Origin of the sequence: Pseudoalteromonas sp. M8 (assembly GCF_018141365.1) — a bacterium.
GTDB lineage: Bacteria > Pseudomonadota > Gammaproteobacteria > Enterobacterales > Alteromonadaceae > Pseudoalteromonas.
In genome coordinates this window covers 168,051-191,973 of record NZ_CP047239.1, presented here as the reverse complement: position 1 = coordinate 191,973, position 23,923 = coordinate 168,051, and the positions used below count along the sequence as shown (strand labels likewise).

Here is a 23,923-nt window from a genome sequence, read left to right as displayed (position 1 = left end):
AATAGCAACCAAAGTTAGCTACTTTGGTTGCATATCTAGCGGTGTAGGTTGATTTAGTACGCATCTAAACCCGATGTCCCTATAGCTAGTGTTCAGTTCATTAGACTCTTGCCGAGTATAAACATTGCTGCCACGTGGCGACTCCATGAAAGTTCCGCCTCGCATAACCTTTTTTGTGCCTTCTTTTGGTCCTTTGGGATCCTGCTCTGGGGAGTTTTGATAGTAATCCTCAGCCCACCAGTCATTAACCCATTCAATCATATTGCCACTTAAGTCATAAAATCCCAATGGGTTAGCGGGGTATGTGCCGGAGGGTTCCGCATAATCAGTATTTAGTTCATAATTCCGACCTTCTTCTATCCGCCCGTTATCTGTGGCAAAAAGAATATTCTCGCCACGGTTTCGTGCTGCAAATTCCCATTGTGCTTCTGTTGGTAAATCAAAGGGGAGTTGTGTGAGTTTCGCCAGCCATAAACAATAGTTTTTTGCGCCATACCAACTTACTCCAGCAGGGAATTCAGGGGCGCGCCAAATTTCATCTTTATCCCATTCTTCCCACACGGTTTTTGGTAGGTCATTTACTGCGGTATGTAAATCAAAATCGCCATAGCTTACCTCATAAGCGCCCATCGAATAGCTGGTAAGGGTCACCTTATGAGCGGGTTTATTATCGCGGGCTATGGTCCAAGGCAAGTTATTAGGACCTCCACCATCGCCCATCATAAAACTGCCGCCTTCAACAAACACCATTTGGGCTTTTGTGCGCTCAATCAGTATTTGCACTTGTTTGTCTTGCTCGCCAGTAAGCGCGTCTATTTGTTGGCCAAGGTCGTCACACCCGCTCATTACCAAACACAGTACTGCGAGGCTGGGAACGGTTGTGTATTTATTGGTGATAATATTGCGGCGATTAATGTTGGCAAAGTGGGGGAGTGAATGTATCCGTTTATTTTCCATATGGTGACTTTCCTATGTTACTTATTTATCCTTAGTGCAGCTCAAGCATACCAAGCGTACAGGCGAAATCAAAACTGCAACAGCATAAAGTAAGTAGTTTGAATAAACGCTGACTTTTACGATGACAATGAACTAGTTAACTGATTGAACAGGAATTGGCTTAGCTTGATTAAGCACGCAGCGAAATCCAGTTGCCCTGTATGCCTTTTTTAGTTTCTCAGATTCTTGCCGTGTATATACATTACTGCCACGGGGAGACTCTAAAAACATCCCGCCACGCATGACCTTTTTTGTGCCTTCTTTTGGCCCTTTAGGATCCTGTTCTGGGAGTGTTGATAGTAATCCTCAGCCCACCAGTCATTGACCCACTCAATCATATTGCCGCTTAAATCATAAAATCCTAATGGGTTAGCGGGGTATGTGCCAGAAGGCTCCGCATAATCAGTATTTAGTTCATAATTCCGGCCTTCTTCTATCCGCCCGTTATCTGTGGCAAAAAGAATATTCTCGCCACGGTTTCGTGCTGCAAATTCCCATTGTGCTTCTGTTGGTAAATCAATTGGGAGTTGTGTGAGTTTTGCCAGCCATAAACAATAGTTCTTAGCACCATACCAACTCACTCCCGCAGGGAATTCAGGTGCGCGCCAAACTTCCCCTTTACCCCAATCCTCCCACATGGTTTTTGGTAGGTCGTTTACTGCGGTATATAAATCAAAATCGCCATAGCTTACCTCATAAGCGCCCATCGAATAGCTGGTAAGGGTCACCTTATGAGCGGGCTTATTATCGCGAGCTATGGTCCAAGGCAAGTTATTAGGACCTCCACCATCGCCCATCATAAAGCTGCCGCCTTCAACAAACACCATTTGGGCTTTAGTGCGCTCAATTAGTGTTTGCACTTGTTTGTCTTGCTCGCCAGTAAGCGCGTCTATTTGTTGGCCTAGGTCGTCACACCCTGTCATTACCACACACAGTACTGCGAGGCTGGGAACGGTTGTGTATTTATTGGTGATAATATTGCGCCGGTTAATGTTGGCAAAGTGGGAGGGTGAATGTATCCGTTTATTTTCCATATGGTGACTTTCCTATGTTACTTATTTATCCTTAGTGCAGCTCAAGCATACCAAGCGTACAGGCGAAATCAAAACTGCAACAGCATAAAGTAAGTAGTTTGAATAAACGCTGACTTTTACGATGACAATGAACTAGTTAACTGATTGAACAGGAATTGGCTTAGCTTGATTAAGCACGCAGCGAAATCCAGTTGCCCTGTATGCCTTTTTTAGTTTCTCAGATTCTTGCCGTGTATATACATTACTGCCACGGGGAGACTCTAAAAACATCCCGCCACGCATGACCTTTTTTGTGCCTTCTTTTGGCCCTTTAGGATCCTGTTCTGGGGAGTGTTGATAGTAATCCTCAGCCCACCAGTCATTGACCCACTCAATCATATTGCCGCTTAAGTCATAAAACCCCAATGGGTTAGGTGGATAGGTGCCACTAATATGCGGTTCAGGCTCTTCGGCGAGAGAGTAATTTACACCGAGTTCAAGCATACCAGTATTGGTGGCAAACAAAATGTTTTCACCACGGTTTCGTGCTGCAAATTCCCACTGTGCTTCGGTTGGTAAATCAATTGGGAGTTGTGTGAGTTTTGCCAGCCATAAGCAATAGTTCTTGGCATCATACCAGTTCACCCCCGCAGAGAATTCAGGTGCACGCCAAATTTCATCTTTATCCCATTTTGTCCACATGGTTTTTGGCAGGTTGTTTACCGCGGTATATAAATCAAAATCGCCATAGCTTACCTCATAAGCGCCCATCGAATAGCTGGTAAGGGTCACCTTATGAGCGGGCTTATTATCGCGAGCTATGGTCCAAGGCAAGTTATTAGGACCTCCACCATCGCCCATCATAAAGCTGCCGCCTTCAACAAACACCATTTGGTCTTTAGTGCGCTCAATTAGTGTTTGCACTTGTTTGTCTTGCTCGCCAGTAAGCGCGTCTATTTGTTGGCCTAGGTCGTCACAACCGCTTATGACCAAGCATAGTAATGCCGTTAAAGGGGTTAATATCTGGTGATCAATCTTGTCCATAAGTGTGCTATCCACAAGGTCTTTGCATACACATTTATCATAACTTGTTTAGCTGTATTGAAACATAGCCAATGTGGCAGTAAGACCAATGTATAAATATTAAAATGACAATATAACGCTTGTGATTTATATTGCTTGGGCACTACAACCCTTGAAAGAATGAATGCTGTTCAAGCTGTTGGCGGCTTTTTAATTTATAAGCAAGATTATGCCCAAAAAGAGTATGCTATGAAATCTGCAGTATTGGTAATTGATGTACAGAGTCTTTTATTCGACCCAGAGCCCAAACCGTATGCAAGTGAAGAGGTGTTAAGCCAAATTAACTTAGTGACAGATTGGGCTCGAAAGCAAGGCATGCCAGTTATCTATATTCAACATGAGCAAAACGGTACTGCGATTGAGTATGGTAGTGAAGGTTGGCAATTACAATCAGTACTTCAAGTTGACGCCAATGATCAGTTCGTGCGTAAAACCACCCCAGATTCATTTTTAAACACAAATCTGTCTAACATACTTGAAGAACATGGAGCTCAACATATTTATGTTTGTGGTTATGCTACAGAGTTTTGTGTTGATACAACGAGTCGGCGAGCCGCGGGTTTGGGTTATGCAGTTACATTAGTGGCGGATGCCCATACCACACATTGCAAAAAGCACATGTCAGGTGAACAAATAAGAATACATCATAATGCCACACTGCCAAGTATCTCCAGTTTTGGAGTGAAAATATCCGCGGTGTCTACTGCCAAAATTATTGCTTTAGGTGACTGATACAGTCTAATTTTGTTGAGGGATTACCATTTCCTGTCACTGTTTTCACTTACTCGTCCTAATAACCGGCTGTTAAGGGTTATACATGTTATTACACAAGTGTGAAGCAAACCGGAAATGGTCCTCCTATAAGTTTTGATCTAAGTCTTTGAACCAAAGGACTATTCAATCCACATCCATGCAATTAAAGGAGGGGTAGTCGCGTTTTTAAATGTGATATTAATTACGATATCGTCCTGTGTGTTCTCGTATTTCGCTGCAAATATCAGCATTGGATCCTGACCTCTTCGAAGAGACGCTAACAAGGTTTTGGATTTTAAGCGGCCAAGCTGCGGCGCGATTTCATGGTATGCCCGTAAAAATCCCTCCTCAGAAACCTTTTTGGCTAAGTCGGCGGTTATTACAGATAAATATGCTTGATAGTTTCCTCTCTCATGCGCTTTCAAAGCATTGTCGACAACTGGCATGAGAAGGCGAAGCGCCTCTTTTTCAGTTGAACCAAACGTTCCAAAATAATTCATAACTATTATCCTTGTCTAATCATCTTCACTACTGATTTTTCAACAACAGGTAATGAATATAAACAATATTTTTAAGTGTCTCAAACACTGTAAAAAGTCTAAGTACCTATTTCAATTGTGGGGTTAATACTTTTATACTAGGGTCTGTTGTTCTTTGCTGCTGCAAAAACAAACTTGAAAGATAAACAGGCCCTAACTTACGAGTAAGCAACGTTATTTAATAAGGAGATAGTAATGAATGCTTATAATATCGAAATATTGAAACAATCCATTGACGATAAAACACGCTTTGATGGCTGGGTATTTGGTTTGCCCCCCGGAATTAAAGCCAATCAATGGCCGCTGGACCCACATACCGGCTACCCGCTAAAACACAGCTTTACACTAAAATTGCCAGAGGGTTATCGCACTGATGAGAATGCGTATGCGGTTAGCTTTTTTGCAATCGCGGTTGATCACAATGATGGCGGGCCCGAATATATTGAAGGGTTAGAAGAGGCGTTATTTGCCGAGCAGTCGCCAGATGAACCGCTATTCAAACCCTTTTGGCAGGCGATGCAAACGGTTCATCCTAGCTGTAAGTTTGCAGCGGATACGCTAGATTGTTATTACGCAACGCTCCTGCTTAGTGAAGCTGAGTTTTACGGCGAGCTCTGTTCACCGCCAACCATTATTGAACGGCATTTTGAAGATGATGTTTGCGTCCCTGGATGGCTAGTCGAGGGTGGGGCGAGTTGCTTTTGGAAAATGAACTATTCCCAGTACCTCAGTTTGCCAGCTGAAGAGTACCAAATATATCGCGAGCTTGGTGGAATTCCCCCAGAAGCAGTAAGTTTTAACCGTGCAATTACGCTTGTTGCTAACCCTAGTGATCCTAATGCGGGCAAGATGCCCAGCGAATATGAAGATACAGGTTATATTGATCCGTACGAAGGCGACCCTGAGTGGTTAGAGAGTGTTTCGCCAAACCATTTAGGCGGGACGAGTTTAAACGGTCAAGGGATCCCTGATTTTCTTACACCTTACTACATCGAATTCGAAGAGATCTTAGGTGGGCATAACTTTGGCGGAGGGATAGGTATGCTTGATTTGGTAACTCGTGAGTTTGATTGGAGTTGTGGCTAATATTAACTAAAAAAGCAGCCATAAAGGCTGCTTTACAATTTGGGCAGAGTGCTTAGGCAAGCACTGATTTTAAACGCGATTATCTTGCGTTAGTACTTTCAAAGATTTTGTCAGCAGAAGCTGCAACAAAACCAGTATAGATCTCGCCGTCAGGCTTGGCATAACGCAGAGCAAACTCATAGAAGCAGCTTGGAATGCTAAATTCACCGTCATTAAACTGCACGTTTTGGTGATCAGCAAGCGTTGAAGATTGTTCTAGTAACACTTCTGGAGAGCCTTTGATCTCGCCACCAGAGGTGTTTAGCTCAAAACCATTGTCTTTGAGCGCTTGGTTTACAGCTTCAATTGTGGTGAAGTTCTTCAGGTAGTTGATGCTTACCGTAAAGTGGTTAGCGCGGTAACCCCATGCAGACATCCATGCGGCATACTCGCTCTCAGCCAGTAGTTTTTTGTATGTCTCGTGAGAAACGCGCCAGTGGGTGCCAGAATACAGGAAGTTTTCAGCTGTTACTGCAGACTCGTCGATTTGCTCAACCATGTCTTTAACGATAGCTTGTAGTTCTTCTGAACATTTTTCAACGAGCAGCTCAGAGATAAACACCTTTGGTTTCGTTGGATCTTGGTGTTCATAGTGCTTAGCATATAGCTTTTTCGCTTCAAAGTGGTATTCGCCACATTCTGTGTAACCTACTGCTTTAAAATGTGCAGCGAGCTTTTCTAGACCTACTTTTTCAATATTAAAAGTACGCAATGCGATGTGGTCATTGATCACGTCGTCTTTTTGCGTTGAGCCGAGTAGTTCATGAACTTTAACTGCAGAAGGTGTTACTTCTAGGTAGTTGTCCCACAGGTGTTCAAATAGTGTATCTACGTTGTTGTGCATAATGGTTTCCTAATTTTTTGTCTTGGTGACAGCTTGTTAAACTTTATACCAATTGGTATCAGCACGACATTGAAATCTATAGTTTAAATGCGTTTATCAGTTCACCTTGAGTGACATCAAGCGCATTGGCTACCTCTACGGTCAGCTGAATTTTTTCTTCCGCTTCGCACAGATAAGCCTGATCGGTAAACGTGGCTTTAAACGCGTCTAATCGACCATTTGAAATAGCAAGATTAGGGAGCTTGTCAGGTAGTGAAGCGACTATTTCAACCTCACCTTTAAACGACTCTCTAACCGTTCTAATGTTGTCTAGTTTGGCTTCTACCGTTGGACCTGCGTCGAACAAGTCAACATAGCCACGGTGTTCAAACCCTTCTTTTTGTAATAAACGCAAAGCAGGCTTGGTTTTCTCGTGCACTTTACCTATCACAGCTTGTGCTTCTGGACTTAGTAGGTTTGCATAGATGGGATACTTGGGCATAAGTTCACAAATAAACACTTTGTCCCCGAGACCGACCAAGTGATCTGCTTGCGGAAATTCAATGCTAAAAAAGTGTTCTTGCAGCCACTGCCAAAATGGCGAATGGCCATGTTCGTCACTTACACCACGCATTTCCGCAATAACGGTGTCGCTAAAGCGTTCTGCATGTTCTGCCATAAATAAGAAACGGCTTCTTGAAAGAAAGCGACCAGCTAACCCTTGGCGATGACCTTCACGTAAAAATAGCGTGCAGATCTCAGAGCTTCCGGTGTAGTCGTTACACATCGATAGAATATCGACGGTATTATAGACACCCAAAGTTCTTGAGTGATGTACTGTTTTGCCAAGATGATAGTGATATAAAGGCACAGACATACCTACCGCAGCTTCAATCGCAGTGGTGCCTATAATTTCGCCCGTTTGTGTGTCTTCAAGGACGAACAAATAGCCTTCGTCGTATGGTTTTGACACTGACTTTGCAAAGCTTTCAACCGAGCGGTTAATTTTATTAGACAACAATTCGTCATCTACTGGCAGTGAGGTAAACCCATGGCCAGATTCAACCGCAATGGTTTTTAGCGCGTCGAAGTCAGTTTTTTGTATTGGTCTTAATACTAACATGAGAAAGAGGAGACCGAGGTCCCCAGCTCCTTAGCCGTTTACTACTGCAGCAACCGCTTGTTCAAAGCGTGCTAGACCTTCTTGGATCTCTTCATCAGTAATCACAAGGGAAGGCGTAAAACGAACTACGTTAGTACCAGCAACTAATGACATTAAACCGTGCTCTGCACTTGCTACTAGGAAGTCGCGTGCACGGCCTTCAAATTTATCATTGAGCACTGCACCAAGAAGAAGACCTTTACCGCGCACTTCAGAAAATACATTGTATTTGTCGTTAATAGCATTTAGGCCATCTCTGAATAGTTGTTCTTTGGCTTTTACGCCAGCTAACACCGATTCTGTATTTACGGTGTCAAATGCAGCTTCCGCTACTGCGCAGGCCAGTGGATTACCACCATAAGTTGAGCCATGGGTGCCTACTTTAAGGTGAGCTGCAATTTCAGTGGTAGTAAGCATCGCGCCAATCGGGAAACCGCCACCTAGTGCTTTTGCGCTAGTTAGGATATCAGGTGTTACCCCCAGTCCTTGATAAGCATATAGATCACCAGTTCGGCCAACACCCGTTTGTACTTCATCAAAAATAAGTAGCGCGTTGTGCTTATCACATAGTTCGCGCACAGCTTGGACAAACTCAGCATTTGGAGAAATGATCCCGCCTTCACCTTGAAGCGGTTCCATCATGACTGCGCAAGTATTGTCTGAGATTGTTTTTTCAAACGCAGCTAAATCGTTATAGTCGATATGAGTGATATCAGCAGGTTTTGGACCAAAGCCATCTGAATAGGCTGCTTGACCACCAACCGTTACCGTGAAGAAAGTACGACCATGAAAGCCTTTGTTGAATGCGATAATTTGCGTTTTTTCTGCACCAAATTTATCCAGTGCCCAACGACGCGCAAGTTTAAGTGCCGCCTCGTTTGCTTCGGCGCCTGAGTTTGCGAAATAGACTTTTTCTGCGAATGTTGCATCAGTTAACTTTTTGGCAAGGCGAAGCGCCGGCTCGTTGGTCATCACATTTGATAAGTGCCAAATCTTTTCGCCTTGCTCTTTAAGTGCAGAGACTAGTGCTGGATGACAATGGCCTAGACAGTTTACGGCGATACCGCCTGCAAAATCGATGAACTCTCTACCTGTCTGATCCCATACGCGAGAGCCTTGGCCTTTAACTGGAATAACGGCTGACGGGTTGTAGTTTGGAACCATGACTTCATCGAATAATTCGCGATTTGCTTGCATGACGCTTTCTCCTAAATTGTTATCATTGTGCGGTATTACTGTCGAGCAGAAGCTGATTACTTGTTGTTCTGCTCGCAGTCAACTTGCTATTTCTTCATTATTACGCGCTTTTGTAATAATTTGCAGTGCAATAATTCACATATTTGCTATCATTTATGTCAAATTAACATGATTAAATTGCAAAATGATTAGTTCACAAGACGAAAAGCTCATTGCACTGTTGCGTAATAATGCACGAGAGAGCATCTCTGAGTTGGCACGTAAGTTAGACCTTTCCAGAACCACAGTACAAAATCGTATCGCAAAATTAGAGCAAAATGGCGTAATTAAAGGATATCGCGTAGAGTTCGCGGAGCAGTATATGGACGATTTAGTATCTGCACACGTTTCTATTAAGGTAAAACAAAAACTCACTACAAAGGCGAATTTAGCATTGCAGCAGTTGCCAAATGTTTCTGCGCTTTATGCCATTAGTGGGGAATATGACTTGATTGCCATTGTTGAAGCACAGAGTTTGGAGCAGTTGAGCCATCTGCTAGATGAAATTGGTAATTTAGAGGGGATTGAGCGTACCAATTCATCGGTTATCCTAGAAACCAAATTTAAGCGATAAATAACCTTGCCTTGGTTCAGATTAAATACTGTGGGCGTTCATCACGATTTGCCAAGCACCCCACTTTTAGCATAATAGGTTTCTTAGCGTGCAAGGTGCTGTATGTAGCTAACTTTTTTCGCTTAACTATTAACAGCAGCTACCCAACTTGCTCTGGTAACCAAATGCTGGTGCCGGTGGCTGCGATGTGATTCACATTGCCATTTAACACTTTGCTACCCACATTATTTGAGCTTTCAGGTCGGCTAACTAAATACCCCTGTACGCAGCTGATCCCTAAGTTTTTAACTAGCTCAAATTGTTCGGTTTGTTCAACGCCCTCGGCAACAATCTTTAATTCTAACTGCTGTCCAAGTTCGCTGATGGAATTGAGGATCTTACGATACTTAGGGTTGCTATTGGCTTGAGTGATAAACAGTTTATCGATTTTTATCACATCTATCGGTAAATCGGCGAGGGTGCTTAGCGAGCTAAAGCCTGTTCCAAAGTCATCAATCGCGACACTTATTCCTGCATCTCGGCATTGTTGTAATTGTGAAATCGTTTCATTGCTGGCCTTGATAAGAGTGGACTCTGTGATTTCCAACATCAAAGCAGTAGCTGGTAAACCGGTTTTTTCTAGGGCAGCATTTACCCATTCAAAGACTTTTCTGTGCTTTAATTGTATTCCAGAAACATTGACCGAGATTTTTACCTTTTTCATCCCTGCATTATGCCATGCACACATTTGCCTACACGACTCAAGTAGGATCCAATCACCAAGCTCTAAAATTAAATTTGACTCTTCTGCAATTGGAATAAATTCGGCTGGTGGAATTTGTCCTTCTATTGGGTGGTTCCAACGAATAAGCGCCTCAAAATAGTCGATAGCACAATCTTCAACATGCACTATCGGTTGGAATGACAGATAAAAGCTTTGCGCAGAGATAGCGAGTCGTAACTCTTCTAAGAGGTAGTGATAACGTCGCATTTTCGACCCCATTTCGGGGGAATAAACTTTAAAAATTCCACGACCATCCGTTTTTGCTCTATACATGGCAACATCAGCCATCTGCAGTAATGAGTTTGGTGTTGCTGCACTATCTGGGTATACCGCGATGCCGATACTTGCTCCAATTTTGACAAGCTTATTGCCAAGCAAGAAATCACGCTCTATATCACTAAGAATGGACTGCGCGATTTCTGTGCACAAACTTGGATTGCTTAATTTGGGAATAAATAGCGAAAATTCATCGCCGCCGAGTCTTGAGAGGTTTTGTTCAAGGCCATGAATAGGGTGGCAATCTTCTAAACCATATTGGCGAACCACTTTTGAGAGCCGAGCAGCAACTTGGATCAGAATTTCGTCGCCAAAACTGTGGCCAAAGGAATCGTTGACCTGCTTAAAGCCGTCCAAATCAATAAATAGCAGGCCACATTTTTGTTGCGCCAACTCAGCTTGCTTTAACTTTGCCTCAATATGGTCAATATATGCATGTCTATCTATAAGCTTTGTGAGCTTGTCTTGAAAAATTTGAGACTCTGAATGGCGTTTTACGCGTGCAAGATGGCTAGACAAGTCGTGGATCGCATGGCTGAGTTTGGCAAGAGAGGACTTATGGTGCAGTGGCGCACTATCAACCTCTAAACGCATCAATATTCCTCCAACGTCCTTATTCACCTCGCTTATATCTTCATCTTGATTACGGTAGCGGCGCTCTGATTTAAAAAGATACGCAACAATCGCGAGTAAAGTTGCAATTGAAATGAGAGTGATTGGAGAAGTAAATACGGCATACCAAACTGTACTTACATCCAGATATTTGGGTATTCCGAGAGTTGATTCTACTGCAACATAAGTGTGGTTTCCGCTTGCTGCAAAGCTCAAACCGTGCAGAAGTGGGGAATACCAAGGTGATATCATTGATACTGTAAGGTGCTCATTTATCGGGGTTGTAGCGATCAGCTCAAGCACGTGGGCCTTAAAAGACAGATGCAGCAATATGACAACAAATATTGTGCCCAGAAGTAGGGTACTTGTTAGTCTTATCGCGTTTGGCATGAATAGGCTTTCCTTAGTAATTCAGACTCTTGCATATTACGGAGTAATAGTACGCAGATGCGATCTTCATCGCAAAAAATGTAATCTGAAATTATAGTTGCTAACCTAGTTTTTTACACACTTTAGCATTCAGTTGCAAACTTCATCGTGCAAAAGTACTAAAAATTTCACTTTGCAGACTGCTTTATATGAGCGGGATCAATTATTAGTTAAATTCACTTTACATGATAACCATTCTTAACTAGCTTTCTTGTTGACTCTTAATGTGATTGGCTCAGTGATTGCAAGGAACTCATAGCAAACTGAAATCACTGCTTATCTGATTTAGATTGCGCCAAAGCGGTGCAAAATTGCACCAAATTTGTACTGTCATACAAACTCAATATTTGTTTGCTGTACTTAGGGCTGTTGATTTTTAAAGCGAACGGTGAGTTGCCAGCTAATTAAAATTTAATTTCGCTTAAATCTCAATATGCTCGACATAAATCGTACACAGTTACCAGTCGTTTGCAGTATTAGCGTACGTCACTGTGAAATAAGGACTCACAAAAGGTAAATGGGGGTTATATGCTCACTAAACGGTTTTTCAAAACAAAAGACGAAGCAGAAATTACATTTTCATTTTCACACCCAGAAGCGAAAACGGTGGAACTTGCTGGTGATTTTAATGATTGGCAACCTGAGCCGATGAAATTCATCAAAAAAGACAGTGCGTTTAAGCTCAAACACCGTTTACCAACCGACAAAGATTACCACTTCAGATATTTGATTGATGGTGAAGTCTGGGACAATGATCATCAAGCAGATGGTTATGTGCCCAACGGCTTTGGAGAAGACAACAGTGTTGTGTCCACAGCGAGAGCGTAACATTATAAATGGACAACATTGCTCAGCTTCTTTATCTCTATGGTATTGGTTATGAGTACCATAAATACACGGGTGATCATGTGGTATTTGATCACCAAACTCGTCTACAGGCATTGCAGGAGTGCGGTGTTGATGTCAGCAATCTAGATGAAATAAATACACTCAATTTTGAGCTGGATATTGCTAAGTGGTTAACGCCAGTTGAAGCCATTTCTTTGGTTTGCAAAGAGATGCCAACTATTACGATAAGAGTGGATGCCGGCCTGCAAATTAACGAATTAACTGTGTCGATCCCCGCATTGGGTTATTGCTGTGTTTGCGATCCAAACAAGCAAGTAGTGATTGGGGATTACCGCTATCAAGATACACGCTATGTTCAACTTGAAGTGCCAATAAACGCGATTGAAGTCGGTTATCATAGCGCTGAGGTAATGTTAAATGGTGCGCGGTTCGAGACAGAACTTTGGGTGACGCCTAGACAGTGTTATGACCCGATTGAACAACATAAGAAGCTCCTTGGATTGTCTATTCAGCTATATTCGTTAAAGCCTGCTGGCAACAAGCTAAGTGCGGATTTTTATGAGCTAAAGCAATTAGTTGAGGCTAGCGCAGCTGAAGGGGTTGACTACATTTTGTTAAACCCACTGCATTTGCTGTTTGTTGATGAACCAGAAAAAGCGAGCCCGTACAGCCCAAATGACCGCCGCCTACTGCACCCTTTTTACATTTCTATAGAGCTTTTGTGTGAACAATTTGGCTTAGATGTGAGTGTATTCGCCAGCTATTTAAACGTCTCAAAGAGTAACTTGAACGCGACATATCTTGATATGACTCACTGTATGGAAACTAAGCTTAACGCGTTACGTTTTGCGTGGCAGTTATTGTGTGAACAAACTGGAACGTGGTGTGCAGACTTTACTCGATTTTGCCAGGCTAAGCAGCAAGAGCTTAAGGCATTTGAGGACGATGACTTCGCTAAATTTTTACAATGGCTTGCGTTTGAACAATTAACGCAATGCCAGTCTTCGGCACTGAATGCTGGTATGGCTGTAGGTTTAATCAATGATTTAGCCGTTGGTTGTGCTGACGGCTCAAGTGAATACAACAGCAATAAAAATTTGTATGCCGAACATGCTCGCGTGGGCGCGCCTCCAGACCCTTGGGCAGAGCTCGGTCAAAACTGGGGGTTACCAGCGTTAAACCCCGTTAAGTTAAAAGCGCAGCGCTTTGCATTTTTTAAACAGCTGATCCAAGCGAACATCACCGGTGTTGGGGCATTAAGAATTGACCATGTGATGGGCCTAAGAAGGTTGTGGTGGTGCTTTTATCAAGATCAGCAGCAAACAGGTTGCTATGTATATTATCCATTTGAGTACCTTTTAGCGATCCTCAAAATTGAGTCTGTCAAACATCAAGTAATGATCATTGGTGAAGACTTAGGGGTTGTTCCAATCGAAATCAAAGAAGCAATGTCTGAGTCTCATATATACAGCAATATTCTTTTTTACTTCGAGAAGGATTATCACGGTCAGTTTTTAGCACCTACGCACTATAAGCACAATGCGTTACTCATGGTTGCTAACCATGACGTCCCGCCATTTTTTGGCTGGTGGAGCCATGATGACCTTAGGTTGAAACGCGAATATCAGTTATTGAGCGAACCCCAACTAACAAAAGCGGATGAAGAGCGAACATCCGAGCGAGAGAAGCTTTGTCATTGGCTTAGTCGCTATGGTGAGGTAAGTGTCAGCCTTGCGAGCGAAGCCCGTGATGTGTATCAGTCGCTTATCAATGTGCTCGCCAAGTCGCCTGCAAAAATGCTGACAATTCAGTTTGATGACCTCGACGAACAGAAGTTACCAGTGAATATTCCTGGTACTGACCAAGAGTATCCAAACTGGAGAAGGCGACTTAATCAGACATCAGCGGAAATTATTGCAAGTTCTCGGCCGCTGATCCGAGATGCGGTAACCAGCAGGAAAGAATAGATGAATACAAGAGCAAAAATAGAAGACGCCCAAGTAGATGACTACATCAGTCAACTAGCTGCTTTGGAAGCCGGTAAGTGTCGCGACCCATTTGCCTTCTTAGGGTTACACCAGCTAGATGCGAAGCGCTCAGTCGTGCGCTGTTTTATTCCAGGTGCGACAGAAGTTAAGGTGCTTACCAGCGATAGCAGCTATGCGCTTGAACGGTTTCGCAAAAGTGCGCTATTCACATTAGATTTTAAAGCGGATGACATCAGCAAAGATTACCTGCTTGAAGTGCACTACCCAGAGCAAACCGTCACTGCGAGGGATGTATATAGTTTTGAAAGTTGCTTGGCTGATGATGCCTTGTACTTATTCAATGAAGGAACACAAGCCCAAGCTTATGTGCATTTAGGAGCACATCAAGTAGAAATAGAGGGTGTAATTGGGTTTCGATTTGGTGTTTGGGCGCCAAATGCGTTGTCTGTTTCTGTGATAGGTGAGTTTAACCATTGGCAGGCCGTGCAGCATCCAATGCGATTACACCCAGCCAGTGGTGTATGGGAGCTTTTTATTCCGGCACTGGAGGTAGACTGCTGCTATAAATTTGCAATTACTACATTTGAGGGTGAGCGCATAGAAAAGGCCGACCCCTTTGCATTTAAAATGGAACAAGCACCGGGCACGGCGAGTATAACTCAGGCTCGACCAGCCGCTTTCACATTGAGCCAAGCAGATCATGATAAAAAGGCGCTGCGTAATAAAATCAATGCACCCATTAGTATTTATGAGGTGCATTTGGGCTCTTGGAAACGCCGAGAGGAAGAAGGTAATCGCTATCTTACGTATCGAGAGTTAGCGGACGACCTTATCCCCTATGTAAAGGCTCTGGGATTTACCCATTTGCAACTGATGCCTATCAGTGAATATCCTTTTGATGGCTCTTGGGGTTACCAACCGGTGGGGTTATTCTCGCCAACCAGTCGCTTTGGTGGCGTGGAGGATTTTGCTTACTTTGTTGAGTGCTGTCATCGTGAAGAGCTCGGATTACTTATCGACTGGGTACCGGGACATTTCCCATCAGATCCCCATGGTTTACATAAATTTGATGGTACGCATTTATTTGAACATGCTGATAAGCGGCAAGGATTTCACCCAGATTGGAACACCTATATTTTTAACTACGACCGCGCTGAAGTAAAAAGCTTTTTGCTGTCGAATGCGATGTATTGGATAAAAGAATACGCCATCGATGGCTTAAGAGTGGATGCTGTGGCATCGATGCTTTATTTGGATTACAGCCGTAAACATGGGGAATGGGTGCCAAATCAATATGGCGGCCGTGAAAACCTAGGTGCAATAGAATGCCTCAAATCAGTTAATACCAAATGTTATGGCGTTGACGAAGGTATTATGATGGTCGCTGAAGAATCCACAGCTTGGCCCGGTGTTACCTGCAGTGTTGAACACGATGGTTTGGGTTTTGGTTATAAGTGGAATATGGGGTGGATGAATGACACGCTAAACTATATGTCCAAAGACCCAATTCATCGCAAGTACCATCACCATGAAATGACTTTTTCGATGGTGTATGCCTATTCTGAAAATTACATCTTGCCATTAAGTCACGATGAAGTGGTACATGGCAAAGGTGCGCTACTGAGCAAAATGCCAGGAGACGATTGGCAGCAATTCGCTAATTTACGTGCCTACTATGGCTTTATGTTTGCCCACCCAGGTAAAAAGTTGCTGTTCATGGGCGCTGAACTTGCCCCCCGAGAGGAGTGGGATCATAACCAACAACTCAACTGGAAGTTGCTTGAAAGTGAAGCACATCAAGGCGTGTATAAGTGTGTCAAAGCGCTCAATACGACCTATAAATCAACGCCGCAACTATTCGAGTGTGATAACAAATCAACAGGATTTAATTGGATTGATGGGGGGAACGCTGAGCAAAGCATATTTAGTTTTGTACGCTACGGACGAGATGGTGTTACACCGCTGGTGGTGATAGCAAACTTTACGCCACAAACCCATTTTCAATTCCGCTTAGGCGTGCCGTCAGCGGGTGTGTATCAAGTTATCTTAAACACGGATGACAAAACGTTTTGGGGGAGCGGCGTTGGAGTCGTTGCACATAAACAACAACTCATTGAATCGAAAAACATAGCAAGCCATGGCCTTGAGCAAAGTATCGATATAACCGTTCCGCCTTTGGCAACCGTGTATTTGCAGCTGATCTCTGGTGGCACATGCTAACCAGTTATCGCGGCGATCATCAATTATTGGGTGCAACGGCCAGTGATAAAGGCGTTAACTTTTGTGTTTATGCACCGAAAGCGAAACGCGTAACCCTGTGTCTGTTCGACAAAAGTGGCCATAGCGAAGTGAATCGGATAGGTATGTTTCGGCATGAGGGCGGAAATTGGTCATTGTTTATCGAGGGAGCACAAGTCGGAGACTTATATGGCTATCGGGTAGACGGGGAGTATAGTGCGGAAAAAGGGCTGCTTTTCAATGCCAATAAGTTACTCTTAGACCCATATTGCCGCGACTTTTTTGGTGAGTTTACTTGGAGTGAACGGCATTTTTGCCATTTGCCAGTAGGCCATTTAAACCCATCTGATAACGCCTGTGATATGCCAAAGAGTAAAGTGACGGCGATTGAGAAGTATCAAGGGAAGCGACCCAAGACTCCGTGGAGTAAAACGGTGATCTATGAATGTCATGTTAAAGGCGCAACTGTTAGGCACCCAGATATTCCAAGTAAACACCAAGGAAAATATTTAGGGATTGCTGAACAAACCTTTATCGATCACCTCAAGCATATTGGTGTTACTGCGATTGAGCTGCTACCTGTGCATGCGTTTATCAACGAGCAATTTCTTACGACCAAAGGGCTAAAAAATTATTGGGGATATAACAGCCTCAACTTTTTTACACCACACAAAAGTTATCTCGTTAACGACGACATCAATGAATTTAAGGTAATGGTAGAGCGGCTCCATCAAGCCGGTATTGAGGTTATTTTGGATGTGGTGTTTAACCATACTGCGGAAGGTGGCTTGGATGGCCCGACAATTAGCTTTAAAGGGTTTGATAACCTGACTTATTACAGCACCTTGCCGAGTAAGCCCAATGTCTACATTAATGACACCGGCTGTGGAAACACAATGAATATCTCGAACCCTGTGGTATTAAGACTTGTCTTGGACAGCTTGCGCTATTGGGTGGAATACATGGGGTGGACGGTTTTCGCTTTGATTTGGCGACGATCCTTGCTCGTCAAGCCTCGGGATTTTCAAATCAACATGCATTTTTGCAAGCGATCCATCAAGACCCAGTGCTTAGCAAAGTAAAACTGATTGCCGAGCCTTGGGATATTGGTCCTGGTGGGTATCAACTTGGACAATTTCCTTCTCCGTGGCGTGAGTGGAATGATAAATATCGAGATACAGTTAGGCGCTTCTGGCGTGGTGATGAGGGAGTATTGCCAGAGCTTGCGATGCGTATTCATGGTTCCAGTGATCTGTTTGAACATAACTTACGGGGTCCTTTGAACTCCATAAATTTTCTTACCAGTCATGACGGCTTCTCATTGTTTGATTGGACGGCTTACGAGCATAAACACAATGAAGCAAACGGTGAGGCAAATAGAGACGGCCACAGTGAAAACTTTTCATTTAATTGTGGGGTAGAAGGATTCAGTGCCGATCCTCAAATCAATGAATTGCGTCTCAGTATGCAGAAAAATGCATTACTCACTTTGTTTTTATCCAAAGGGATCCCGATGATTTGTGCGGGAACCGAAATGGCACATACGCAAAGTGGCAACAATAATGCTTACTGCCAAGACAACTGCACTAGCTGGCTGGCATGGAAAAACCACCAGCAACACCATACTTTAACTTTTTTTATCCAAGATTTACTTGCGCTTCGTAAGCAATTTGCCGCGTTTTCTCACTCATTTTATGTCCATGACAGTGACAGTCGTTTTGCGGTGAATTGGTTTAATGAACAAGCAAAGCCGTTATCGCCTGAACAATGGCGAGAGCCGAGCCGCAAATGGTTGAGTTACACCATTACTGATCAGCAGTTAGGGCAAAGCTTATTGATAATATTGAACGCCAGTGAAAGTGCATTGCAAATAAAGCTGCCATTTAGTGCATTTTCATCTCATTGGCAGCAAGCAATCACCACCGCGGTTGAGCCGCAAAGACCAGAGTTAGATTCTTATTTACAGGTTCCAGCTAAGTCAGCATGGATATTTACATCAATCAAAGGGGATGAAAAGCATGGCTAATAAAAGTGCGCCAGTATGCGTGGTAAAACATTGGCAAGATGCACCAAAGATAGATGAAAACACCTTGAGTGATGATTTGACTCGTCACTTTTACTATACCTTAGGTCGAGACAAAGTAGGAGAGTCGCGACTGTATTTGTACCATGCATTAGCCTTGACCATTCGTGACCGATTAGTCGCCCGTTGCCGAGCAACCAAAGAGCACATAAAGAGTAAAAAGACGCGTAAAGCAGCTTATCTCTCGCTGGAATTTTTAATGGGTAGAGCACTGTCTAATGCGGTGTTAAATCTAGACTTAGAAGAACAAGTTCAAGCGGCATTACAAGAATACTGTACTGAGCTTGAAGAGGTCGCGCAGGCTGAACATGATGCAGGTCTTGGTAATGGTGGTTTAGGCCGCCTTGCAGCTTGTTTTTTGGATAGTTGTGCTTCATTAGCCCTTCCTGTTGTTGGTTACGGTTTACGTTACGAATTTGGGATGTTTAACCAAACCTGTGAACAGGGTCACCAAGTAGAGCAGCCTGATAACTGGCTCCGTGAAGGCCATCCATGGGAGCTTGCCGCACCAGAACAAGCCCGCAGAGTTAAGTTTTTTGGTCATGTTGAAGTACATACCGACAAAAATGGTAGGCAGCATCATGAATGGCTTGATACGCAAGATATTCTCGCCGTGCCTTACGACGTTCCTGTTCCTGGATATCGTAATGAGGTGGTAAATACATTAAGGCTATGGAAATCAGAGGCGACCGATGAGTTTGACCTCAACGAATTTAATGCCGGTAGTTATTCAGAAGCAGTGGCGAAGAAGAATCTCGCTGAGCAGATAACGATGGTCCTGTATCCCAATGATGCCAGTGAAAATGGCAAAGAACTGAGATTAAGGCAGCAGTACTTTTTATCCAGCGCGAGCTTGCAAGACGTGATTGCAACTTGGGTTGAGCAATATGGCGATGATTTCAGTGATTTTGCGGATTATCACGTATTCCAACTCAATGATACCCATCCCAGTATTGCCGTAGCTGAGCTAATGCGTATTTTATTAGACGATTACGAGCTGGAATGGGATGCCGCGTGGAAGATAACGACATCAACCATGGCATATACCAATCATACTTTATTGCCTGAAGCATTAGAGCGCTGGTCTGTGAGTTTATTTGAGCGCTTGTTACCAAGGTTGCTAGAAATTATCTATGAGATCAATGCCCGCTTTTTGTCGGAAGTTGCACTTAAATGGCCCGGTGATATCGAAAAGCAGCGCGCGCTGTCACTCATTGAGGAGTCTAGCCATCCTCAAATTCGCATGGCGTATCTTGCGATTGTAGGTAGTTATTCTGTCAATGGTGTTGCTGCACTTCATACCGAGTTATTAAAAGCTGGCTTGTTTAACGATTTCTATCAACTGTGCCCAGAGAAGTTTAATAATAAAACCAACGGTGTGACGCCAAGGCGCTGGTTATCGCATTGTAATCCAGAACTGGCACGATTGATTAGCGATAAAATTGGCGACGGGTGGCAAGCTGATTTTTCTAAAATTAGTGAACTACGTCGTTTTTACGATAACCACGCCTTCCAAAAGCAATGGTTAACAGTCAAACAAAACAACAAACAACGTCTTGCTGAGCTAATTGCTCATGAATGTCAGGTAGAGTTTGACCCAACTATGATGTTTGATGTTCAGGTCAAACGTATTCATGAATACAAGCGTCAGTTGCTTAACGTATTGCACGTTATCCATCTTTACGATCGGATCTGTCGTGGCGATGTGGCAGAGCTTGTTCCTCGTTGCGTACTGTTTGGAGGTAAGGCTGCACCCGGTTATTACATGGCGAAGAAGATCATTAAATTAATAAATAATGTTGCCAATGTTATCAACAATGACCCCGCGGCGAGGCCCTATCTTCGAGTGGCTTTCATGCCCAATTACAATGTCTCAAAAATGGAAGTGATTTGTCCTGCAACAGACTTATCAGAGCAAATTTCAACCGCTGGAAAAGAAGCGTCTGGCACAGGCAACATGAAGTTTATGATGAATGGCGCGATCACCATAGGTACTTTAGATGGTGCAAATATTGAAATACGAGAATGCGTTGGTGCAGACAACTTTTACTTATTTGGTGTAACTGCTGAACAAGCACAGCAAGTGCGCCAAAATTATCAGCCCCTTAAGATAATAGAAAGCAACAATGACCTTAAACGTGTTATGGCTTTGCTCGAAAGTGGTCACTTTAACCTATTTGAGCCTAATATCTTTGATGACGTAATCAACTCAATTAAGAGTAGTACCGATCCTTGGTTAGTGGCACAAGATTTTCCTTCCTATGTTGAGAGCCAGGAGCATGCGGCTCAAGCATATAAAGACAAGGAACATTGGCTGCGCATGAGTATTCTCAATACCGCAGCAAGTGGAAAATTTTCTAGCGATAGAACAATTCAAGATTACAGCGATGATATTTGGCGCTTGAGCCCAATGCAGTAGTCACCGCAAAAAAGTTATGGAGAGAAGAAATCATGCCTAATTATGCGAATCGTTATATTAGTACCCTCACTCGAGAAACATATGCTTTAATACTTGCGGGTGGAAGAGGTTCGCGCCTTCACGAGCTCACCAATTGGCGAGCGAAACCCGCTGTTTATTTTGGCGGCAAACATCGAATTATCGATTTCCCACTGTCTAACTGCATTAACTCAGGGATCCGACGGGTTGGTATTGCCACGCAGTATAAGTCGCACTCCCTTATTCGCCATGTTAATCGCGCATGGGGACACTTTAAAAAGGAACTTGGAGAATCTGTAGAAATATTGCCAGCATCACAGCGATATGGTGATGAGTGGTACTGCGGCACAGCAGATGCAGTTTTCCAGAATATGGATATTATTCGTCATGAGCTTCCCAAATACGTTATGATCTTATCGGGTGATCATGTTTACAGAATGGATTACGGTGGCTTACTTGCAAAGCACGTTGAGACAGGTGCAGATATGACCGTATGTTGTATTGAAGTGCCTTGTGAAGAAGCAGCGAAAACGTTTGGTGTAATGACCGTGGATGAAAGCAACCGTGTGCGTCGCTTTGATGAAAAGCCGGTAGATCCGACGTCAATCCCTGGAAAGCCAGGTGTATGTTTGGCGTCTATGGGGAACTATGTGTTTAACACTGAGTTTTTATTCGAGCAGTTAAAAAAGGATGCTGAACGAGAAGGATCTGGTCGTGACTTTGGTCATGATATTATCCCATCCATCATAGAAGAGCATAATGTATATGCGTATCCATTTTGCGACCCATCACATGAAGGGCAGCCGTATTGGCGAGATGTAGGGACGCTTGATTCATTCTGGGAAGCAAATATGGAGCTGGTTTCTCCTGAACCACAACTTGATCTCTATGATCCTCATTGGCCAATTTGGACTTATCAGGAACAGCTACCACCAGCTAAATTTATATTTGATGATGATGATAGACGCGGTATGGCCGTAGACTCGACGGTTTCTGGTGGCTGTATTATTTCTGGTTCTAAAGTTAAGCGTTCATTGCTGTTTTCCAATGTGCATGTTCACTCGTATTGTGAAATTGAAGGAGCCGTTGTGTTGCCTGGTGCCAAAATCGGGCGTAACTGCAAAATCAAAAACGCAATCATTGACCGCAGTTGTCAAATACCAGAGGGGATGACAATTGGTTACGATACTGACCTAGACAAAGAGAATGGCTTTAGAGTGTCGAATAAGGGGATCGTATTGGTGACCCGAGATATGCTCGCAGAGCTTGCGGAAAAAAATAATAAATGATCCATGTAGAGGTACTATGCATGTAATTTTAGTGGCAGCCGAAAACGATCGGTTGCCAAATTGTAAGGTGGGGGGCGTCGCAGATGTAATACGCGACGTACCTTATGCATTGGCGCAGCTTGGCATTAAAGTATCGGTGGTCACACCCGATTATGGCCAAGCTGCTTTAAATCGAAACTTAGTCGCTGATATTGCCGTCCCTTTTCGTCAACACCTAGAAACGGCGACTCTTTGGTCTGTTGAAGAAAGTGACAATGTCACTCAGTATGTCATTTCACACTCATTGTTTAGTGAGCATCACGGCGCTATTTACTGTAATGATCCTCACCAGCCCTTTGCGACAGATGCAAATCGATTTGCGTTTTTTAGTGCGGCAGTTGCTGAACTTATTGAACATGAGTTGATAGCTGAGATAGATGTTGTACACCTACATGACTGGCACGCTGCTGTCGTTGCTGTACTTCGTCAGTTTAGTCCAAGATTCAAACGCTTAAAGGCGCTAAGGACAGTCTATACTGTGCATAACCTTGCGCTTCAAGGGATCCGGCCTTTTAATCATGACTTTTCCAGCCTTGAGTCTTGGTTTCCGACACTCACCTATGATGGGCTCAGTATTTGCGATCCTAAATATCCTCACTGCTTTAATCCGATGCGAGCGGCTATTAATCTTTCAGACAAAGTGCATGTTGTTTCTCCTAATTATGCCAAAGAAGTGATGATCCCGAGTCATCCTGAGCTTGGTTTTTTTGGTGGCGAAGGGTTAGAAAGCGACATGCAGCATGCGTCTCATGAAGGACGGTTAGCAGGTATTTTAAACGGTTGTGTGTATGATGAGTCAGGTGACGAAGAGAATCTAATTTTTGCTGACTATTTGGCGCTTGCTGAGCAGCATGTGTTTCAATGGATGGCAAAATCTAGCCAAGTATTATCTCGGTTTTACATTGCTCATCAGCGCATACTCGCTTGGCGTGACGAAGCCTTTAGCGGCAAGCTAATTACAAGTGTTGGTCGTCTCACCGATCAAAAAGCACTTATTTTAAGACAGCCTACCCAATCAGGCATTGTGCTCGATGACATTGCAAAAATAGCCAAGCACCAAGGAGCACGTATTGTGATTGTAGGCTCTGGTGACCCAAGTCTTGAGCAGCTATTTACCGAAGTAATGGCACGCCATAACAATGTCTTGTTTTTAAATGGTTATGGTAAAGCACTCGGCGAGCAACTGTACCCATTAGGTGATTTGTTTTTAATGCCAAGCTCCTTTGAGCCTTGTGGTATCAGCCAAATGCTTGCGATGCGCGCTGGACAACCTTGTATCGTACATAAAGTGGGTGGACTATATGATACGGTAAAACACAATGAAACAGGCTATTGCTTTGAAGGAGAAACACTCGCAGAGCAAGGTAGTCAGTTTATTGCGATTTTTGAATTAGCGCTTGCTGATCTGATAGGAGATTGCGAAAAATATCAACAACTCAGGCTGCAAGCTCGTATGCAGCGCTTTGACTGGTCTGATGTTGCACAAAAATACTGCGAACAATTATATAGATAGAAAAAACGTAGATAAAAAAATTTTAGCATCTGTGTTAAGTATTTAGCAATTGGCTCAGTTGCTAAACAAAAAACTAGGTCAAAGGTATCAAAAGATAGCTTTG

Annotated in this window: 17 protein-coding genes and 1 pseudogene; 10 read left to right on the top strand and 8 right to left on the bottom strand. The window is 43.4% G+C overall.

The window, feature by feature from the left end:
* Positions 1-18: 18 nt before the first annotated feature.
* The 3 genes from GSF13_RS00755 to GSF13_RS00745 form a co-directional block, all read right to left on the bottom strand.
* Entirely contained in the window at positions 19-957 is a 939-nt protein-coding gene (locus tag GSF13_RS00755; protein ID WP_206471969.1) for an SUMF1/EgtB/PvdO family nonheme iron enzyme, read from the bottom strand.
* A 260-nt stretch (positions 958-1,217) separates the two neighbouring features.
* A complete protein-coding gene (locus tag GSF13_RS00750; protein WP_249122654.1) occupies positions 1,218-2,030 on the bottom strand; it encodes an SUMF1/EgtB/PvdO family nonheme iron enzyme in 813 nt (270 codons plus the stop codon).
* Between the two features lie 132 nt (positions 2,031-2,162).
* Positions 2,163-3,053, bottom strand: coding sequence for an SUMF1/EgtB/PvdO family nonheme iron enzyme (locus GSF13_RS00745; RefSeq protein ID WP_227387905.1), 891 nt, complete (start codon positions 3,051-3,053; stop codon positions 2,163-2,165).
* A gap of 228 nt (positions 3,054-3,281) precedes the next feature.
* On the opposite strand from GSF13_RS00745, the gene GSF13_RS00740 reads away from it, so the two are divergent.
* Complete coding sequence (locus GSF13_RS00740; protein ID WP_010605386.1) at positions 3,282-3,824, top strand: cysteine hydrolase family protein; 543 nt, start codon at positions 3,282-3,284, stop codon at positions 3,822-3,824.
* Between the two features lie 161 nt (positions 3,825-3,985).
* On the opposite strand, the gene GSF13_RS00735 is transcribed toward GSF13_RS00740, so the two are convergent.
* Positions 3,986-4,345 carry a hypothetical protein gene (locus GSF13_RS00735; protein ID WP_206471988.1) on the bottom strand — a complete coding sequence of 120 codons (360 nt, stop codon included), beginning with the start codon at positions 4,343-4,345 and terminating at the stop codon, positions 3,986-3,988.
* Between the two features lie 234 nt (positions 4,346-4,579).
* On the opposite strand from GSF13_RS00735, the gene GSF13_RS00730 reads away from it, so the two are divergent.
* Complete coding sequence (locus tag GSF13_RS00730; RefSeq protein WP_206471989.1) at positions 4,580-5,470, top strand: hypothetical protein; 891 nt, start codon at positions 4,580-4,582, stop codon at positions 5,468-5,470.
* Positions 5,471-5,549: 79 nt separating this feature from the next.
* On the opposite strand, the gene GSF13_RS00725 is transcribed toward GSF13_RS00730, so the two are convergent.
* From GSF13_RS00725 to GSF13_RS00715, 3 genes are all read right to left on the bottom strand, one after another.
* Positions 5,550-6,353: a DUF1338 domain-containing protein gene (locus tag GSF13_RS00725; RefSeq protein WP_010373001.1), complete on the bottom strand. Its 804-nt coding sequence runs from the start codon at positions 6,351-6,353 to the stop codon at positions 5,550-5,552.
* 76 nt (positions 6,354-6,429) lie between these two features.
* The gene (gene astA, locus GSF13_RS00720; protein ID WP_211865625.1) at positions 6,430-7,455 is read right to left on the bottom strand and encodes an arginine N-succinyltransferase; all 1,026 of its coding nucleotides are present in this window, start codon (positions 7,453-7,455) and stop codon (positions 6,430-6,432) included.
* Between the two features lie 30 nt (positions 7,456-7,485).
* Positions 7,486-8,691 carry an aspartate aminotransferase family protein gene (locus GSF13_RS00715; RefSeq protein WP_174169237.1) on the bottom strand — a complete coding sequence of 402 codons (1,206 nt, stop codon included), beginning with the start codon at positions 8,689-8,691 and terminating at the stop codon, positions 7,486-7,488.
* Positions 8,692-8,875: 184 nt separating this feature from the next.
* On the opposite strand from GSF13_RS00715, the gene GSF13_RS00710 reads away from it, so the two are divergent.
* Complete coding sequence (locus GSF13_RS00710) at positions 8,876-9,304, top strand: Lrp/AsnC family transcriptional regulator (protein ID WP_010372995.1); 429 nt, start codon at positions 8,876-8,878, stop codon at positions 9,302-9,304.
* A gap of 139 nt (positions 9,305-9,443) precedes the next feature.
* On the opposite strand, the gene GSF13_RS00705 is transcribed toward GSF13_RS00710, so the two are convergent.
* Positions 9,444-11,345: an EAL domain-containing protein gene (locus GSF13_RS00705; RefSeq protein ID WP_206471994.1), complete on the bottom strand. Its 1,902-nt coding sequence runs from the start codon at positions 11,343-11,345 to the stop codon at positions 9,444-9,446.
* Between the two features lie 567 nt (positions 11,346-11,912).
* On the opposite strand from GSF13_RS00705, the gene GSF13_RS00700 reads away from it, so the two are divergent.
* The 7 genes and pseudogenes from GSF13_RS00700 (at position 11,913) to GSF13_RS00670 (ending at position 23,820) form a co-directional block, all read left to right on the top strand.
* Positions 11,913-12,212, top strand: a complete 300-nt coding sequence (locus GSF13_RS00700; protein ID WP_211865623.1) for an isoamylase early set domain-containing protein — start codon at positions 11,913-11,915, stop codon at positions 12,210-12,212.
* An 8-nt stretch (positions 12,213-12,220) separates the two neighbouring features.
* The gene (malQ, locus tag GSF13_RS00695) at positions 12,221-14,200 is read left to right on the top strand and encodes a 4-alpha-glucanotransferase (RefSeq protein ID WP_211865621.1); all 1,980 of its coding nucleotides are present in this window, start codon (positions 12,221-12,223) and stop codon (positions 14,198-14,200) included.
* Complete coding sequence (glgB, locus tag GSF13_RS00690) at positions 14,201-16,441, top strand: 1,4-alpha-glucan branching protein GlgB (RefSeq protein ID WP_211865619.1); 2,241 nt, start codon at positions 14,201-14,203, stop codon at positions 16,439-16,441.
* A pseudogene (gene glgX / locus GSF13_RS00685) lies at positions 16,435-18,485 on the top strand (glycogen debranching protein GlgX). Before glgB ends, glgX begins: the two are co-directional and overlap by 7 nt.
* Positions 18,478-20,961, top strand: a complete 2,484-nt coding sequence (locus tag GSF13_RS00680) for a glycogen/starch/alpha-glucan phosphorylase (protein ID WP_010605395.1) — start codon at positions 18,478-18,480, stop codon at positions 20,959-20,961. Before glgX ends, GSF13_RS00680 begins: the two are co-directional and overlap by 8 nt.
* A 32-nt stretch (positions 20,962-20,993) precedes the next feature.
* Positions 20,994-22,268 (top strand): glucose-1-phosphate adenylyltransferase, encoded by a 1,275-nt coding sequence (gene glgC / locus GSF13_RS00675; RefSeq protein WP_010372983.1) that lies wholly within the window; start codon positions 20,994-20,996, stop codon positions 22,266-22,268.
* A 16-nt stretch (positions 22,269-22,284) separates the two neighbouring features.
* Complete coding sequence (locus GSF13_RS00670) at positions 22,285-23,820, top strand: glycogen/starch synthase (RefSeq protein ID WP_211865617.1); 1,536 nt, start codon at positions 22,285-22,287, stop codon at positions 23,818-23,820.
* Positions 23,821-23,923 lie beyond the last annotated feature (103 nt).